At 39.0% G+C, this 17410-nt stretch carries 12 protein-coding genes and 1 riboswitch; of the genes, 7 read left to right on the top strand and 5 right to left on the bottom strand.

Annotation, left to right across the window (positions count from 1 at the left end):
* Positions 1 to 39: 39 nt before the first annotated feature.
* Positions 40 to 2091: a cytoplasmic filament protein CfpA gene (cfpA, locus tag DYQ05_RS00195; protein WP_206183615.1), complete on the bottom strand. Its 2052-nt coding sequence runs from the start codon at positions 2089 to 2091 to the stop codon at positions 40 to 42.
* A gap of 167 nt (positions 2092 to 2258) precedes the next feature.
* Between cfpA and DYQ05_RS00200 the strand changes: the two genes are divergently transcribed.
* From DYQ05_RS00200 to DYQ05_RS00225, 7 genes are all read left to right on the top strand, one after another.
* On the top strand, positions 2259 to 2921 hold the full coding sequence (locus tag DYQ05_RS00200; RefSeq protein ID WP_024468146.1) for a vWA domain-containing protein: 663 nt from the start codon (positions 2259 to 2261) through the stop codon (positions 2919 to 2921).
* A 206-nt stretch (positions 2922 to 3127) separates the two neighbouring features.
* Positions 3128 to 3499: a hypothetical protein gene (locus tag DYQ05_RS13315; RefSeq protein WP_252723414.1), complete on the top strand. Its 372-nt coding sequence runs from the start codon at positions 3128 to 3130 to the stop codon at positions 3497 to 3499.
* Positions 3477 to 4610 (top strand): pallilysin-related adhesin, encoded by a 1134-nt coding sequence (locus tag DYQ05_RS00205; RefSeq protein ID WP_252723415.1) that lies wholly within the window; start codon positions 3477 to 3479, stop codon positions 4608 to 4610. Before DYQ05_RS13315 ends, DYQ05_RS00205 begins: the two co-directional genes overlap by 23 nt.
* A 71-nt stretch (positions 4611 to 4681) precedes the next feature.
* Entirely contained in the window at positions 4682 to 5398 is a 717-nt protein-coding gene (locus tag DYQ05_RS00210; RefSeq protein WP_024469826.1) for a rhodanese-like domain-containing protein, read from the top strand.
* A gap of 37 nt (positions 5399 to 5435) precedes the next feature.
* Positions 5436 to 5619: riboswitch (cobalamin riboswitch) on the top strand.
* A 215-nt stretch (positions 5620 to 5834) separates the two neighbouring features.
* Positions 5835 to 6830, top strand: a complete 996-nt coding sequence (locus DYQ05_RS00215; protein WP_252723416.1) for an ABC transporter substrate-binding protein — start codon at positions 5835 to 5837, stop codon at positions 6828 to 6830.
* Positions 6831 to 6841: 11 nt separating this feature from the next.
* Entirely contained in the window at positions 6842 to 7912 is a 1071-nt protein-coding gene (locus DYQ05_RS00220) for a FecCD family ABC transporter permease (protein WP_206183616.1), read from the top strand.
* A complete protein-coding gene (locus tag DYQ05_RS00225; protein ID WP_206183617.1) occupies positions 7913 to 8677 on the top strand; it encodes an ABC transporter ATP-binding protein in 765 nt (254 codons plus the stop codon).
* A 569-nt stretch (positions 8678 to 9246) separates the two neighbouring features.
* On the opposite strand, the gene DYQ05_RS00230 is transcribed toward DYQ05_RS00225, so the two are convergent.
* The 4 genes from DYQ05_RS00230 to DYQ05_RS00245 all read right to left on the bottom strand — a co-directional run bounded on the left by DYQ05_RS00230 (position 9247) and on the right by DYQ05_RS00245 (position 16397).
* The gene (locus DYQ05_RS00230; RefSeq protein WP_029410715.1) at positions 9247 to 10215 is read right to left on the bottom strand and encodes a M28 family peptidase; all 969 of its coding nucleotides are present in this window, start codon (positions 10213 to 10215) and stop codon (positions 9247 to 9249) included.
* Between the two features lie 263 nt (positions 10216 to 10478).
* Positions 10479 to 11300: an Rpn family recombination-promoting nuclease/putative transposase gene (locus tag DYQ05_RS00235; RefSeq protein ID WP_024470688.1), complete on the bottom strand. Its 822-nt coding sequence runs from the start codon at positions 11298 to 11300 to the stop codon at positions 10479 to 10481.
* A 1115-nt stretch (positions 11301 to 12415) separates the two neighbouring features.
* A complete protein-coding gene (locus tag DYQ05_RS00240; RefSeq protein ID WP_206183618.1) occupies positions 12416 to 16141 on the bottom strand; it encodes an InlB B-repeat-containing protein in 3726 nt (1241 codons plus the stop codon).
* On the bottom strand, positions 16125 to 16397 hold the full coding sequence (locus DYQ05_RS00245) for a hypothetical protein (protein WP_206183619.1): 273 nt from the start codon (positions 16395 to 16397) through the stop codon (positions 16125 to 16127). Before DYQ05_RS00245 ends, DYQ05_RS00240 begins: the two co-directional genes overlap by 17 nt.
* Positions 16398 to 17410: the final 1013 nt, after the last annotated feature.

Below are 17410 nucleotides of genomic sequence, written 5' to 3' on the forward strand. Positions count from 1 at the left end.
GGCTTAAATTTTAATCGGTATAAAATTTATAAGCCGAAATTAGATTTCCTTAATACCGGACTTAGTCCTTCTTCTTCCTCGACCTGAATCTACCGAACCTTTTTTTGCCGTTCTTGCAACACCTTTTCTCGGTCCGCCGCGTCTTTTAGCGGGAGCCGATACGGTTTCAGCAGCTGCGGGAGCCGCGATAGCGGGTGTGCTGTTCAGCATATCGATAAACTGTGAACGTCCTGCAGGATTTGCCGCTTTGGGGTCTTCCTCTGCGGTAGCAAAACTCTGTGCAATATCCGCACGAACCGTAGAACGTCTTCGGCTGAACGATGCGAACGCTGCGTCCGCAAAGCCCTTGGATACGCCGTGTAAGAATTCATTAAGAACGTTAGCCATACCGTCAAGAGTTGCCTTCTTTCGCTTAATTGAAGTAATATCAAGGTCAAGCAAAAGACCGGGCTGAAGATGGAATGGATTAATAAGATAATCGAATTTGTTGAATTCGGCTTCGAGGAACGAAAGCCTGTCTTCTACAACGCGTCTTTCGATGGGATATTGATATGTATACAAATCCTTCATTTTTTGGCGCATAATGATAAGCTTTTTGCGGAGCTTGTCTTTTTCGTAGATATAGGTTCTGTTCATCTTTTCAACTTCGGTTTCCGGAGTTTTGATAAAAGAAATCTCGTCCCAAACCTTAGCCGTATCTTCATACAAGGGGTCTCCCGTCTTATCTTTGAAGTTCTTTTTGATGTACTTCTTATAGCGGGCTGCCAAGTCGTCAAAGTCCGTGATTTTTGTCATAAACTTGGATTTATCGTAAGTTGTGCGTACAACGTCCCAAAGATGCTGAATTTCGGTTTCGAAAGAGCTCATCATAACTTCATAAGCCTGTCTTTCGGCCAAAAGCTGGGCATTGTCGTAATACTTAAGCTTAATTTGGTACCTTTCATCGGGAAGATTTGCAACATCGGTATCGTCATACTCGCGTAAAATCAATTCACGGGCATTCTTTAAGTTTTCGATGTATTGATAACCCATTTTTGATGTATCGAGAATGGAAGTAAGAGAGTTAATAGCTGTGTTAAAACCTCTGTTTCTGATATTTTCAAGGTCGATAATCTTCTTTAAGTTTTCGCGTATGTTCAACTGGTCGAAGGTTTCGGGGTCGATTTCCGCGCGGAGATTGTTGATTCTTTCCATAAGGTCTTTTGAAACAACATCGTATCTCTTGCTCTTGGGATTATCGATATCATCATCGGTAATCGTAGAAACCTTTTTCATTTTTTCGAAAATGATGGCACCGTCGGATAATTCTTCCAAACCTTGGTCGATTCTGGCATCTTTCATTTTTTCGATTTCTTTATCAATTATATCCATGTAATGATTCGACAAAAGGTCTTTAATGAGATACTCTACAGTCGATTGATATTGGAAAATAGGACTGATAAGTTCCGAGTCAAGAATGTTTACGGAAAGTTTAACATCGGTTACGGTCTTGGGCTTGTAAAGATTGTCTTTAAACGCACACTTTACAATCGAATAAGCGTTTTCACCTCGAACGAAAGCGCCTACGTCAGTTTTTTGCCTTAACAGCGAGTTGGTAAGAGTTTCCAAGTCGTTTACACCGCGCTGTACGTGTCCCTGTAAGTGACCGTACATATTAACGATTGATTTTTCGATTTCGCCCGTGTTAAACTTATCGGCGCCTCCTACGGCATCAAGAAGGGTTGCGATTTCTTTCGGAGTATAGCGGTCGAGAACCTTCATTTCTTCCCGGTCAATAAATCCGCGAACCTTTTTCAGCATTTCATCTTCAGCCGTTACCATGTATCGGTTGAACATGTTCTGGTAGTTTTGGTTAAAGTAGTTATACAACTTTTCTTTCACACCGCCCATGACATCCAATCTTTCGAGGACTTCTTTGGGAAGTTTGGTGTTCAAGTGGTGTAACACTTTATTCGTTTCTTCTTCAATCAGCTGATTTACTTCTTTCTGCTGATCTCGATAATCTTGAGCCAACGAGTTTCTCGAACCGACAGCACTGGGCTTTTCGGGATGGAATACATTCGGGCTCTGTGGTAGATCTAAATTTGCCATTATTACATCTCCTTAACTTTAGCAATTTTGTTACAATACAATATACAACACTATCATACAATTATAAACATATTTTGCAAAATGTAAAGAGTTTTTTTTTATAAACTTAGTGATTTTTTTTAAAATATGTTATATAATAAGTTAATATTGCTGAAAAAGGAGCAGTTATGTACAATAAAAAATTTTTTTCGGTATTTTTAACGGCTGTTATTCTTATTTTTAATTTGAATGCAGGAGAAAGAACTATTCCCGTCGATATGGTTATTATGATTGATAAATCATTGTCTATGGAGGGAACGGGTAAATTCGACAGTTTAAAAAAATGGGTTTTAGACGAACTTGTAGAGCAAATGCTTACCGCAGGAGATTGGGTAAGTGTATATCAATTTTATGAAAATCCCGAACACTTGCTTTCCGTAAATGTAAACACTTCACAGGACAAACAAAAAATTGTAAATACTATAAGCTCAATAAAACCGGACGGAAAATATACCGATATCGGAAAAGCTCTTGATAAAATGCAAGAGGTAATGAAGACAAGAAACAGTAACGGAAGATACAAAGTGTTGTTATTAGTAACGGACCTTGAACAAGATGCACCTTGGCCTTCAAAATATTCGGGGAAGCAAAAAAAGTTTTCAAGTCCGTATCTTGTAGAATCAAGAATAATAAAACACGACAACTGGTACGAAATTACGGTTGATATGGGAATTGAAGAACGCGTAGTTACTACAACGTCTTCTCTTTTTTCCGACATTATAAAAAATGCGGGAAAAGAACGCACAAAAGCAAATGAAAAAGAAGCGTTAATTAAAACCAAAAAACCGTGATTGTAATATCGGCTTTCAATTTAAAATCGGACATCTTGTAAAAAACCGAATTAAATAGTTTTTAAAAGATGTCCGATAAACGGTACTTACAGGCAAACTTTGTTTATTTGTAAAAAGTTTAAGTTTTAAAAATACCGATTATAAATTGAAAAGCGTTAATTGTTCGCGATATAAAATTTGCAAATTCATTAAAGAGGTTTTAATTTATGTTTAAAAGAGTATTATACGCCTTATCTTTTGCAGGGGCACTCATTTTGCTTGCAAGTGTAATTTTTTTTCAGATGAAAAGAAAAAATTCCGTACAGGAAACAAAACCCGCAACAAAAACAATTATACCTGCCGCATCTTCAAAAATAGATAATCAAACGGGCAAAAACGAAACCGATTCAAAGGGTGCCGATGCAAAAATATTTTTGGAATTATCAAACGATGAAGTATTTATAGACGCAATTACAGGCGATTTAAACGGCGACGGAGTAGAAGACCAAATAGTTGCGGTAAAAAAATTGTTGGACCCTTTTTTTATATTTGATTATTTCCATTCAAGACCCGATTATGCAAAAATGCAGCCGTATTGAAGAAATACGAACACCCATTACACAGCCTAAATCTCTTACGTTTTATATTATGGAACCGGACAATTCCGCACCTGCAATTCTTTATTCGGGAATGACTTCAGACAACGGACAAAGTTTTTCAATTCAAAAAATAAATAAAGATAAGGACGGAGTTTTTTTCTTTACGCAAATTGCGGATATACATGCAGATATACAAATTCTATTACAGGAATTAAAAGGACAAAACATTTACGAAGAAGGATTTGCCGCATATAGAATACTCGCATATAATTCGGACAGTTCGGCACCCAATACGCTTAATCAAATTCAAACGGAATATGTATGGAACAATAAAACAAATATGTTTGAAAAAGGAAGAGAACAAAAAATTCCGGGAGAAAAAATAGAAAGCACTCTTTTACGCAAATTGCAAACCGGTAATATGGAATCGTTTATAGATTTTTTATCTCAACTTTGGTATCAATCCGAAAACGGTAAAAATTCGGGAAGAAGTATTTATTTGGATAAAAACGACAACAACATAATATTCAATTTCGACAATATTGAAGAAATATACGAAATAAAAACAACCTTACCGCGCAGATACGGTTTGTTTTTTACCGCAAATAATAAATCAATTCCGAACATTATACGCAGAGTAGATATAGAAATTAAGGGTGTAGATGAAATTCAAATACGGGTTATAGAAGACGTAGCCAGAATCAAATTCGGTACATCTTCTCTTTGGAACGGAACTTATAAAAAAAACACCAACCTTTTGCATTACACGAATACAAACAAACAAGATAAGGTTGAAAAAATAAGAAAAAAATTGGAACAGCCGGAAAGCAAATGGGAAACGCAAAACGGACAAACAATTTCTTTTACGGGAAATAAATATACTCTCACAAAAGACGGAAAAGATTCTTCAGGATACTTTAATATAATCGAAATTGAAAATAAAACCGTACTGCAAATGAAAACTTCGGAAAGTATGAATAAATTTTATTTAATCAATCTTGAAGAAAAAAATAAAAAGCAAATACTTACGTTAATTAAAATAAAACTGAACATAAACGAAATAATTCCAACCGGAGACGAACCGTCGGTATTTGTAAAAGATGCGGAATAGTTTATAATTATTCAAGTTGACATATATATTAAAACTCAATATAATTTAAATTAAATATTATGGAGAAAATGATGAAAAAGGTTTTTATTTGTTTTATCGTATCGGCCGTTTTTATTTTTACATCTTGTGCCGAAATAATAACTGTAATTGATGTAAAAGGTTCGGACTTGGAAAACTTAAATGCAGAAGGAACAAAAGACACTATTTTAATTATAGATACACGCCCGTATACGGAATATAAAAACGGACACTTGCCTAATGCAATAAATATTCCGAAAAGCGAAATAAATACGCGTGTAAACGAATTTGAAGATTGGAAAGAAAAACCTATTTATGTGTATGCCGATACCGATGACGACAGTTTTGAAGCTGCAAAGATTTTTGTCGAAGCCGGTTGTAAAATTATATATAATGCCGAAGGAATAAAACAGTATTCATACAAAACAATAAAATACGATTGTATGAGAGGTGTTGTTTTTGAACAAAAAATTAATTCTCCTAATATAATAATTATTGATTGCAGAACAAAACAGGCCTATGATATGGGGCATATACTCGGGGCAATCTCCATTCCGTCCATTCCCATTGCGGAATTTGAAAAAAATATTGCGAACCTTCCTAAAGATAAAAAGCTGTTTTTATATTGCAATGTAGGCTCCGCTTCGGCGAGAGCCGCACTGACATTATCGGAAGCGGGCTTTAAAGAAATTTATAATACCATAGACGGAGTTAGAGAATATCCTTTTAATCTTATACAGGAAGAAACTCCTCCGGACAAACGGCAATAATAACTTGACATAAATAAAAAAAACGCCTAAAATAATTTTACTTAAAACCCGTACCGGTACCGCAATTTCAGGTTTAAAAGGGAAGCACGGTGTAATTCCGTCACGGTCCCGCCGCTGTAAGAGTTCAATCTTTTTAAAAATATGTCACTGAGAAATCGGGAAGGCTTTAAAAAGGTGTTAAAGCTCGAAGTCAGAAGACCTGCCGGTATGCGGAATTATACTGTACTTTACGGTCGATAAGGTTCAGAATACAAATTATGTTTCTCATAAGGTTTTCTTTTTCAAAGTTCGTATTTAAAAAATTTATACTTCTTTGAAATCAAAAAGTATATTAAGAAGACTTTATAAATTTTTACTGTACTCTGTTATTTTTAATGCACACGTAAAGCGGTTTAAATTTAAGGTTTTAATCTTTTTATTTTCAAGGGGAAAAATTATGAACACCAAAAAGAAAATTTTCCGTTTTATGTTTCTTTTATCGGCGACGGTTATTTTTTTAAACTGCACAAAAAAAGAAGAAATGCAAAATGCAGGCGATTTTATGCAACCTGCCGGCGACGCTTATCCCGTAACAATTACCACCTACAATTATGCGGGAGAACCTATTGAATTGACTTTTGAAAAAGCTCCTGAAAAGGTTATAGCTTTTTATCAAAGTCCGATTGAAACTATGCTCGCTTTAGGCCTTGCAGACAAACTGATTCTTGCGGTAGGTCTTGACGACCCCGTAAAAGAAGAATTCAAAGAAGATTTCGGTAAGGTTAATTATAAAGACAAAAGACCGTCGAAAGAAGAAATTATAGATATGGAACCCGATTTTATTTTCGGCTGGTCATCGCTGTTTAATGAAAAGCGTTACGGCGATGTAAACTTTTGGCACGAACGCGGTACAAAAACATATATTTGGCAGGATTCCGGTTTAAAAAAACAAGAGTCGGTGGAAAACGAGTGTCAGGATATTCTCAACATAGGCAAAATTTTTAATGTAGAACAAAAAGCGCAAGATATTGTCGATAAGATGAAAGCCGAAATAGAAGCCGCAAAAAAATATGTTGAAGGTAAAAAAAAGGTACTGGCAATTATCATTGAAGTTGAAAAAGAAGGACAGTACAGAGTCTACGGAGCAAAAACAATCGGAGGGGATATTGCCCTTCAAGTAGGAGCTGAACTTGTAGGTACAGATAAAGGTTATATAGGCAAAGAAGAATTGATAGAACTTAACCCTGAGGTTATATTTTCGGTATATTACGGAGACGCAATTATAAAAGAGCAAGCCGTAGATATGCTTATAAAAGATGAAGCCTTAAAAAGTATTTCCGCCTTAGAAAACAAAAAAGTATTACCGATTACTTTAAGTGAAGTATATGCAAGCGGAATAAGAACTTATGACGGAATAAAAACGATTATTGCAGGTTTATATCCCGAACTTTAAAATTCCTAAATATGAACAAAAACAATAAAGATAGAGTGCTGAAAGCGGTATTTATCTCTTCGGCACTCCTATTCCTTTTAGGGCTTCTTTTTGTTTCGATTGTTTTATCGATAGGATTCGGAGCGGTACGCATTGTGCCTAAGGATATCCTTCAAATAGTTCAATTTAAAATTTTCGGAACGGGAACGCTTACTGCCGTTAAAAAATCCGCTATCGATATTGTATGGGTTATAAGGCTTCCGAGAATTATCTTAGCCTGTCTTACGGGTATGGGGCTTGCTCTTACAGGTGTAATTATGCAGGCGGTCGTAAAAAATTCTTTAGCGGACCCTTACATACTTGGCATCTCTTCCGGAGCTTCACTCGGAGCAACCCTTGCCATCGCTTTAGGAATAGGAAGCGGTTTAGGCCCCAACTACGTAGGTCTTTGCGCCTGTTTTTCAGCCTTCGCGGCATCTTTAATTGTAATGAAAGCCGCAAATATCAACGGAAGAGCAAATTCCGTAAAACTTCTTATGGCCGGAATTGCGGTAAGCACAATTTTTTCAGCCTTTTCTTCATTTATCGTCTTTACCGCAAAAAATAGGGAAGCTATGCGCAGTATTTCATTTTGGCTTATGGGCGGCTTCGGAGGTGCAAAATGGGAAAATCTTGGCTTATTGTCAAGTATTATACTCGCAGGGGTTTTCTTTTTTATGACGCAATACAGAACCCTTAATCTTATGCTTTTAGGAGACAGCGTATCCATTACCCTCGGAAAAGACCTTCATTATTATAGACAGGCCTATTTACTTTTAAGCTCGATTATAGTCGGGTTTTTAGTATACAATGCGGGAATTATAGGCTTTGTAGGTTTAATAGTTCCGCACATTGCCCGCATTTTTTGGGGAACTAATCATAAAAACATAATACCGGCCTCGGTTTTAATAGGAGCCGTAATTCTTATATGGGCAGATGTACTTGCCCGCTCAATTTCTTCATTAGGAGAAATTCCTGTAGGAGTGGTTATTTCTCTCATCGGAGCCCCCGTATTTTTATATCTTTTAATAAACAAAGAATACGGTTTCGGAGGAAGGACATAGATGACCTTGGAAAGTACGGCCTTGTCATTCGCCTTCGGCAATAAAGATATTTTACACGGTATCACTCTTTCGATAAAAAATAAGGGCATAGTCGGAATTATCGGGCCTAACGGCTCGGGGAAAAGCACCTTGTTAAAATGCCTTTACAGGGTTTTATCGCCTAAAAGCGGCATTATAATGATAGACGGAAAAAACATAAAAGAATACCCTTTTAAAGAAACGGCAAAAAAAATAGCGGTAGCGGCTCAACATAACGAAACTCATTTTGATTTTAACGTACTTGAAATGGTTTTAATCGGACGCTCCCCGCATAAGCGGTTTATGGAAAGGGATTCCGCAGAAGATATTAAACTTGCATACACTGCCTTAGAACAGGTAAATATGGAATCGTTTGCAGACCGTAATTTTTCCGAGCTGTCAGGAGGCGAAAAGCAGAGAATAATTTTAGCGCGAGCCCTGGCACAAAATACCGATTGTCTAATTCTCGATGAACCGACAAACCACTTGGATATAAAACACCGGCTTCAGTTTATGAGTCTTGTAAAAAAACTTAACATAACGGTTATTGCAGCTATTCACGACCTTAATATTGCGGCGATGTACTGCGATAAAATATATGCATTAAAAGACGGAAAAATAATAGCTCAGGGAGCCGTAAATGAAGTAATTACAAAAGATATAATAAAAACCCTTTATGAAGTAGAGGCTGAAATAATATATTGCAAAAAAGATGATAGACCGCATATAATTTATAAAGAAATTTAACTAAAGGTTTATGCGGACAATTTTTATTTTAAAACAATAGAGCTTGCCCTTAGCGAAAAAAAGCTATAGACTCGGTAAAAGCTTAAGTTATAATAAAAGACATTGCCTATACAAAATAATATTTTATAATTCTTACGGTTATTAACTTTAAAGGAAGTTAAAAGTGGAAAAATATAATAATAAAAACATAATTAACCACGGGCGAACTTAACGTATATATCAAAGATAGTGTGTAAATAAAAATAAAGTTTTAGGATACGATAAACGGCTTAGATGATAATGTTGCACAGGCACAGCTTGATGCATTAAAAAAAATAGATATTCACTCAAGAAACTGTTCGGCTGTTATTGTATATATTGTAATACTCTTCCGGTTGGCAGGCTGTACTAGACGGTTTTTTCTATAAAAGCTGTCGGGTTATCATACCAGCCTAATAATAAAAATTACAATTTAATTGTTATTCTTAATTAAAGCCATGAATATCAAAACCGAACTACCATTTAAACTTACTTAAAAATTCGTAAATTTAAGTTTTTTTCGGATTTATTCTATAAAAAATTTACCGATTTTAAATTCCCGCTAAACAATGTAAGTAATTTTCGATAAGAAAGAATGCCGAGGGGGTTAGAGTTTCTGCAGTATCGTATATTGTGTGCATAAGCTGCCAAGTTTGAGGAATTATATTTTTAAAAGGAGAATTTTTTTGAGGTTTTTTATTTTTAATTATCAGCTCTATTAAACTATGAATTGCCGTTTTGTTTTTTTCTTCGGTAAATTTAAAAAAATGAGAAGAAATATTTTTAGGTAAATATTGTAAAAGCAATTTTGCTTCATCGTAAGGCAATACGGTAATAACTTGAGCGGATAAACCTGAGGCAATAAATCCCGCATTATCACTGTAAGGCGTCAAAAGTGAAAGCCAGTTATTCGGACAAGCTTTTTCGGCATAAGCACAAGCTTCCGAATGTAAAATATCTAAAGCTAAAACTCTTTCCTTAGGACGCCCGCAAATACCGGATTGGGATAAAATTAAGGTATCTCCCCTTCCGCACATATCAAAAACAAAAATATCGGAGTTTTCCATTCCAAGTTTTTTTAAACCCGTTCCAAGTAAATATGAACCCTGCTTTGTTATGCCTTTTGCCCCGGCTTCTTCTCCGTCAGTAAAAATTATTATTATGTTATGCACGGAATTAATTTTAAGAAGGGTTTTTGCAAACAACATAAGTTGAAAACAAGCCGCAGAATTATCGTTTGCTCCTTCCGTGTTTTTTTCACGGTCATAATGAGCAACAAGGGTTTTTACCTTAAAAGCCGAACTGTAATTTTGCGGTGAATATTTAATTATAATGTGTTTCTTTTTTGCAATCGGTACAACCTTATGAGGAATTTCGTTTTCAGTAAGCCAAGCTGAAATAAAACCGCATCGGTCCATTCCAAGTTTTAAAAATTCAATAAATGCGCCGGAATTTATTCTACCGATGTACCGAACAAAAGCGGCTGTTAAAGATTTTTCTTGAGTATTTTCGCTAAACATTTTAAACCTGTAAATCGATAATTAACAATTATCATAAATATAATATCCGCTTAAACACGCACTTTATCAAGCTGTCTTTTATCTACGGCTCAGCTGTTTTTAAAATCATAGTTAAAAGTTATAAATATGCGGCATGGATACCGCCAATTTTATACACTGTCTAGTTTGCTTGAAAATTTATTTTGCAAACCCGCATTATTATATGCCGTTTCTCAGCCTTGCAGATTATTTTTTAATCTCTAATGCCCGGTTACTAAAGAGTTTTACAGCTTTTCTATTTCCTCTTTAGTTAAACCGGTCGCTTGAATTATTTTTTGTACCGAATCGCCAAGCCGTTTTAGTATTTGAGCCGTTTCCAGTTTCGTTTGCCTCGCTCCGTCGGAAAAGCCTTCGCTTCTGCCTTGTGCTATACCTCTAGCAATTCCTGCCTGTATTCCAGCTCTTCGTGCGTCCATTTCAAATGCTTGTATATTCATATATTCACGCCTCCTCTCTTCATCGGTTTTAGTTTTGCTCACTTGTTCTTCCAACCGTTTTGTAAAATCCGTATCCGGACTTTTTCCATTCATATAGTTTAGAAACCCTTTCAGTTCAGTGTCTGCTTCTTTTTCAGCAGCCTTGCTGTTGACTATAATTTTGGTCGTTCCGTCTTGAAATATTTGACCTGTTTCACTGCATATTGGTTGAATTGTATAAAGCGGTAAGCCTTGATTTAGGTAGTCGAATGTGCAAAAAAAGATGATGAACGTATCCGGTAAGTCGTTGTAGTCGTTTCCTTTATTGAGTGAGCTTTCATCAATTGCACATTGATAGTAGCGCATTCTTACGGGAAGATTCTTTTGGTCGGTCGTCTGCATTTCGATGTCGTAAAGCTTACCCGTATCATCTTCTATCATTAAGTCGAGGCGGACGCTTTTTGAGCCGATTTTGTTGTCTACGGCTTTTTGGTGAATGATTTTTACGATGGTGCCGACCCTATTTTTTAGAATCATCGTTAAAAGTTCTTTACACAGTTCTTCGTCTTTCATTACCGTGCAGAACATAAAATCGTCCGCTATTGTCAGTTCGTCAAAGCTCTTACTCATCAGCCTGTCCCTCCTCACGGTTAAGTATAGCATAAGATACGGAGATTTAAAAGGGGGAGAGGCGAACCGTGTTGTAAGGGGAAGGTTCCCCTTAGACCCCTTCGGTTTTGTAGGGGGAAAGAGAGACACTTGTCAGACGCAAGTTTCCCTCTTTCCCCCTACGACCCCCTATCTCCTTTTCAACGCTGCCAAAGGGGTGTCCCCTTTGGAATCCCCGGTATTTAACCGTGTGATGTTCGATTAAAAAGGTACGTTACGTACCTTTTTGGGCTTCGAGTTTTCTTGCAGAAAACTCGCGCCGGGGCTGTTCCGGCGGACGTCCTGTCCGCTCCCGCTTAGGTTTTTCAGGCAAAGGCGCTGACGCGCTTTGCTTGTGTGTGAGGGGCGGTTTTGCCAATCGGTAAGGCGTGTTTGCTTTACCGATATCCTTTTCTCAATGTTCAATGTGTAATTTAATTACCAATTCCTTATTCCCTCTTTGCGTACTCTGCGTGCCTTGCGGTTTTGTTTTTAACCGCTAAGAGCGCAAAGTCCGCTAAGGTCTTTAAGGTGCTACTGTTTTCCTCTCCCCCTCGTTTCTCTTTGCGTGCTCTGCGAGCTTTGCGGTTGTATTTTAACCGCTAAGAGCGCAAAGTCCGCTAAGGTTTTCGGGGTACCGCTGTTTATAAGCCCCTATTCCCTCTTTGCGTGCTTTGCGGTTTTATTTTAATTGGTAATTAAATTACACATTGAACATTGAGAAAAGGATATCGGTAAAGCAAACACGCCTTACCGATTGGCAAAACCCTTATTCCCTCTTTCTCTCTGCGAGCTTTGCGGTTTTATTTAACTGCTAAGAGCGCAAAGGGTGCTAAGGCTTTTCAGGGTGTTGCCGTTTGTAAGCCACTCTGTTCTTCTTTGCGTGCTCTGCGAGCTTTGCGGTTTTATTTTAACCGCTAAGAGCGCAAAGACAGCTAAGGAGTTTCGGAGTGTCGTGTAAAATAAAACCGCAAAGCACGCAGAGCACGCAAAGAAGAAATAGAGAGCTTGCAAAGTTTTGCCAATCGGTAAGGCGTGTTTGCTTTACCGATATCCTTTTCTCAATGTTCAATGTGTAATTTAATTACCAATTACCCCTACTGATTGTCTTCCCATTTTATGGAGTAGTAAACATCTACATCGCCATTCTCGCTGCGGACTTCATATACAAAATCTTTTGTCTCATTTAAGTGTATCTCTTGGCTCTCAAACTTCAGACAATCCCTGTCATAGTCGTAAAAAATAGTTTTAGTTGTATCCGCAACAATGTCATCATCACTACTATGGTCTTCTTCCATTATCAAAAAGTAAATCGGCACCATCCTATCGCTGTCAAAAACTATGGCTTCTCCGCTTTTGTTTATGTTATATGTTGCTCCAGGTTTCTTAGGTTTCCACGAGTTATGATGGGTTAGAACATGTACCTCTCTATTATCAACTTTCAGTGTCCAATAATATTCGGCATCTGTAGTACCATCATGCTCTTCTATACTGATAATTTTATCAAAGGTAACCGTCAGTTTTCCTTTTACAAACTTTATGTCATTGCCTACCTTTTTATATCGCCAGTATTTGTTGCCGCTTTCAGGCGTTACCGTAAAGTTTTCTTTTTTAGCCTCAATTCCCGTTGCAAGTACTCTTCCGTCCGTGTAGCCGGCAGGCGTTATTTTTGCCGCAGGTTTATGAGTTAATGTGCCGGTTACCTCTATCTTTGTGCCGTCTGTAAGGTACACGTCGTTATTTTGGTCAACTTTTGCGCTGCCCGACATTTTAAAGGTACTGCCCGATGCTACGTGTACACCCTTGCCTTCGGTAGCGGTACAAGCTGTTATGGTGCCGCCTTGCATATTGAAGGTGCCGCCCGCTTCTACGTGTACGCCGCCGCCTGAGCCCGCCTTTCCGTTTTTAAGCGTTACTCCGTCTTTAAGGGTGAGCGTTTTGCCGTTGGGAATCTTAAAGATACCCGATTTTTGCGCTGCGTCGAGCGTAACGGTTCCCGATTTGGGCTTAACGGTGAGGTTTCTGCCGACGGTTATTTGCCCCGAATCAGCTCCGCCTGTTGCCGTTATATTTCCGCTTATGAGCAGAATAGAGGCGCCGTTCGGTTTTTCCGCTTCCGTTTTGAGTTTTTGCCAAGCGCCGCTGCCCCCTGCAATTTCAAGTTCGTTTGTAAACCTAACCGTTACGGTTTTATTTTCCTGTATGTTGGAAAGCGTTGCAGTAGTGCTGTTTGCAGGCGTTGCCGTTACACCGCTCCAGTTTTCAACTTCCCAGTCCGGATCGGGTGTTGCGGTAAAGGTAACGCTGCCGCCGTGCGTAACTTCAATGCTGCCGCTTGTTGTCGGAGCGTTTGAGCCGGCTTGAAGAGTTCCGCCAGCTCCGCCTTCTACGCTGAATGTTACGGTGTAGGTCTTCTTCTTAAACTTCACCGTTACGGTTTTATTTTCCTGTATGTTGGAAAGCGTTGCAGTAGTGCTGTTTGCAGGCGTTGCCGTTACACCGCTCCAGTTTTCAACTTCCCAGTCCGGATCGGGTGTTGCGGTAAAGGTAACGCTGCCGCCGTGCTGTACGGTAAAGTTTTGACCAGCGCCTCCGCTTGCTATTTTTTCGGAGCCGTTGTATGTACCTTGCAGCGTGCCTTGACCGCCGTCTACCTTAAACGTTACGACGTAGGTCTTTTTCTTAAACTTAACCTTTACGGTTTTATTTTCGGTTATGTTGTTAAGACTTGCGGTTGTCTCACCGGGATTACCGCCCGATATAGAACCGCTCGGAGAAACCGTCCAGCTTTCTACTTCGTAGCCTACACTCGGCATTGCGGTAAAGTTTACGGAAGCTCCATTCGAAACGGTTAAGGTTTCCATACTGCTTCCGCTTGCTATTTTTTCGGAGCCGTTGTATGTACCTTTGAGTGAGCCGCCCTGTCCGCCTTCTACGCTGAATGTAACGGTATGGTTTTTCTTTGTCAAATTTCCGCTGCTATCAACAAACCACTGTGTTGAGCCTTCAGGCGTTACCTTGAATTTGTCGTACTCCAAACCTACCGTCGAGCCGTCCAGCACCTGCCTGCCGTCCGTGTAGTATTGAGGCGTTATTTGAGCTGCGGGGTTTTCGGTAAGGTTGTCGTTTACGGTTATCTTGCTGTTTTCCGTCAGGTAAACATCATTATTTTGGTCAACCTTTGCGCTGCCCGACATCGTAAATGAAGGAGAAGTCGTGCCGGCTTTTATCAGGCAAACGCCTCTTCCCTTAGGAGTGCCGCCGGTAATCGAACAGCCTGAAACGGAACTGTTTTGTTTCATAGCAAATTTGCCGTTTCCAAACACATAGACTCCGCCGCCGCCTTCCTTTGCAGAACAATTTTGAATAAGAACGTTATCGAAAGCGTTATCTCCTCCCATAGTGAATTCCCCTCCGTTTGCAACGTAAACGCCGCCGCCGTTCTGGTTCGGAGCTTTACAGACGGTAATTTTTGAAACGCCTGTCAGCGTTACTTTTCCTTGACAATAAATGCCGCCGCCGGAATGGGAAGCTTCGCAGTTTGTTATAGTAACGTTCGTCATCGCCAGTGTTGCACCGCTATTAACAAATATACCGCCTCCGCTCGCTCCGGGACCGGCCTTGCCGTTTTGCAATGTCAAGTTTTCAAGAGTGAGTTTTTTACCCGAATCGACATTAAAGATACGCGACAGGTCATTTGCGTGGAGTACGGCGGTTCCCGATTGCGCTTTTATCGTAAGGTCTCTACTTATGCTTATTTCGCCGTTATCGCCCGGAGCACTCGTTGCCTTTATTGTTCCGTGTATAATAATGGTAGAAGGGCCGCTCGGCTTTTCCGCTTCTTCTTTTAACGTTTTCCAAGCATTGCCCTCGCTTCCGTTTATAGTTACCGTATCCGTAAGTTTAATGTAATAGGTTCTCACCTCACTGTCGGCAAAGCTATCCGCTGTCGCATAAAGAACAAGTTTATAAGTAGGCTCCTCAGAGCCTTCCCTTTGTAATGTTATATCAAGCGAAGAAGAGTTTCCAATAAGTGTTTCTTCACCGCCATTTAGTTTTTTAGTACCCTTTATTTTTGCACCGGGAGTATCCGATGTTGCTATAAGTGTTATGGTTTCGCCTGAACTTGTTCCGATTTCAAATGGAGTACTTTCGTTGTTTTCAAGAATTTCCTTACCGCCATACTTTAATTTAACCGGAGATGCCTTATTTAAAGGAGTGCCGACAGTAATTTCCGAGGAAGTTAAGCCCTTACTGTCTTTAAGGTATATCTTATACGATATTTTCTCTCCTCCTACTTGTACACTTGTTTTATAATATAAAACCCAGTTGCTTGTAGGCAGCTCTCCGCCGCCTTCAAGTTTTACCGTGTCGGAAGCGTTAATAAAAGAGTGGTCTTCAGGCTTGTTAAAACCGTTTTGTGTATCGTTTACCGAAAAATCATAATAACTGTCATCTATAAATATTTTTGAAAGGTCCTTGTGTAAAAGACCGCTTCCCGTATTTTTATTCATATCGGGTACTTCAATACAAATAACGTACTTACCATCTTTACTTTTGGCAAGTACCGCCTTGGGAGAAGGAGGCGGGGTGTTTGCTCTTAATGTAAAATCGTATGTTTTATTAAATTTTCTTCCGTCCGTGCTGTATAAGGTAATCGTAGGGCTTATCTCCTTACCCCATTCGTGTTTTTTTAAAAAGCCGCTTTTAAGGTTTAATTTTAAAGTGTTGCCGTCTATTTGGTTCAGGCTGTAATCGCTTAAACCGGCTCCTTCAGGTTGAGAAAAATAAACTATTTGTCTTGTTTCACCCGCAGAAGGCATTATAAATTCGAATTTTTTCGGATTTTGAAGAGTAAGGGTAATACTTAAGTCCGCTTCGGAGCTTATGCTGCGTAAAGCCCTGTTCGTCTATAAGAACGCTTGAGTCTATGTGCATAGAGCTTATATAGGCTTGGCTTGACCAATAGCTTAAATATTCTTCCAAACTTGCCTTATACTGTTTGCAAGCCGAAAAAAGAAAAAGCGTTCCCATAAATGCAAGAACCGCAGTTCTATTAAATAGTTTTGTTTTTTTCATTCGTTTACTCTCCTTATCCGCAAAATTGCGGGTTTTATTTGTAATAAAAGTATAGGAGCGAGGGTGTCGGCCTCTCTTTTCTCCTTTTGTTATTCTTTGCGAGCTTTGCGGTTTTGTTTTTAACCGCTCGGAGCGCAGAGGGCGCTAAGGATTTTTCGTGGTGCTGCCGTTTGTAAGCCCTTGTTCATCGTTCTTCTTTGTGTACTCTGCGTGCTCTGCGGTTTTGTTTTAACCGCTAAGAACGCAAAGACCGCTAAGGCTTTTCGTGGTGCCGCTGTTTGCAACCTCCTCTATTCCCTCTTTGCGTTCTTTGCGTGCTCTGCGGTTTGTTTTTATAACCGCTAAGAGCGCAAAGTACCGCTAAGATTTTCGGGGTGTCGTGTTTTACAAACCCTCATTCCTCTTTGCGTTGCTCTGCGTGCTCTGCGGTTTTGTTTTAACCGCTAAGAACGCAAAGACCGCTAAGGCTTTTCGTGGTGCCGCTGTTTGCAACCTCCTCTATTCCCTCTTTGCGTACTCTGCGAGCTTTGCGGTTGTATTTTAACCGCTAAGAGCGCAAAGACCGCTAAGATTTTGTTTTACGAACCCTTTGTTTTTCTTTGCGTTCTTTGCGTGCTCTGCGGTTTTGTTTAACCGGAATAATCGCCGGTTATCGATATCCATTTATCTCTTATGCAGTTTTTTACCGCTATTGTCCTTAAAGCGTTAAGTTTTTAAGGTGTCTTGCTCCGTAATCCTTTTAGGTCTCCTTTGCATGGGCTAAACTTTGCTCAACGCTTTGTACGGCTTCGCGGTTTTTTTGCATTAACTCATTATACATCAGTGTAAAACAAATTTACATAAAAAACACTGCAAAAAAGCAAAAAAGAACCTTGGTTACCTAAAAAAGAACTTTGGTTACCTTCAAAGTAACCTTGGTTACCCTACCGTTTTGCGGTCTTTTATAAAAGTTTAAAAAAATGTTCGTTTTTTATATTAAAACCTATTGACAGTGAACGCTATTTTTTGTATAA

This window comes from Treponema pedis (assembly GCF_017161325.1).
Lineage (GTDB): Bacteria > Spirochaetota > Spirochaetia > Treponematales > Treponemataceae > Treponema_B > Treponema_B pedis.

Excerpts from the sequence above, each read along its gene's own strand:
- cfpA (WP_206183615.1), bottom strand. The coding sequence starts at position 2,091 with ATGGCAAATTTAGATCTACCACAGAGCCCGAATGTATTCCATCCCGAA.
- DYQ05_RS00200 (WP_024468146.1), top strand. The coding sequence starts at position 2,259 with ATGTACAATAAAAAATTTTTTTCGGTATTTTTAACGGCTGTTATTCTT.
- DYQ05_RS13315 (WP_252723414.1), top strand. The coding sequence starts at position 3,128 with ATGTTTAAAAGAGTATTATACGCCTTATCTTTTGCAGGGGCACTCATT.
- DYQ05_RS00205 (WP_252723415.1), top strand. The coding sequence starts at position 3,477 with ATGCAAAAATGCAGCCGTATTGAAGAAATACGAACACCCATTACACAG.
- DYQ05_RS00210 (WP_024469826.1), top strand. The coding sequence starts at position 4,682 with ATGAAAAAGGTTTTTATTTGTTTTATCGTATCGGCCGTTTTTATTTTT.
- DYQ05_RS00215 (WP_252723416.1), top strand. The coding sequence starts at position 5,835 with ATGAACACCAAAAAGAAAATTTTCCGTTTTATGTTTCTTTTATCGGCG.
- DYQ05_RS00220 (WP_206183616.1), top strand. The coding sequence starts at position 6,842 with ATGAACAAAAACAATAAAGATAGAGTGCTGAAAGCGGTATTTATCTCT.
- DYQ05_RS00225 (WP_206183617.1), top strand. The coding sequence starts at position 7,913 with ATGACCTTGGAAAGTACGGCCTTGTCATTCGCCTTCGGCAATAAAGAT.
- DYQ05_RS00230 (WP_029410715.1), bottom strand. The coding sequence starts at position 10,215 with ATGTTTAGCGAAAATACTCAAGAAAAATCTTTAACAGCCGCTTTTGTT.
- DYQ05_RS00235 (WP_024470688.1), bottom strand. The coding sequence starts at position 11,300 with ATGAGTAAGAGCTTTGACGAACTGACAATAGCGGACGATTTTATGTTC.
- DYQ05_RS00240 (WP_206183618.1), bottom strand. The coding sequence starts at position 16,141 with ATGCCTTCTGCGGGTGAAACAAGACAAATAGTTTATTTTTCTCAACCT.
- DYQ05_RS00245 (WP_206183619.1), bottom strand. The coding sequence starts at position 16,397 with ATGAAAAAAACAAAACTATTTAATAGAACTGCGGTTCTTGCATTTATG.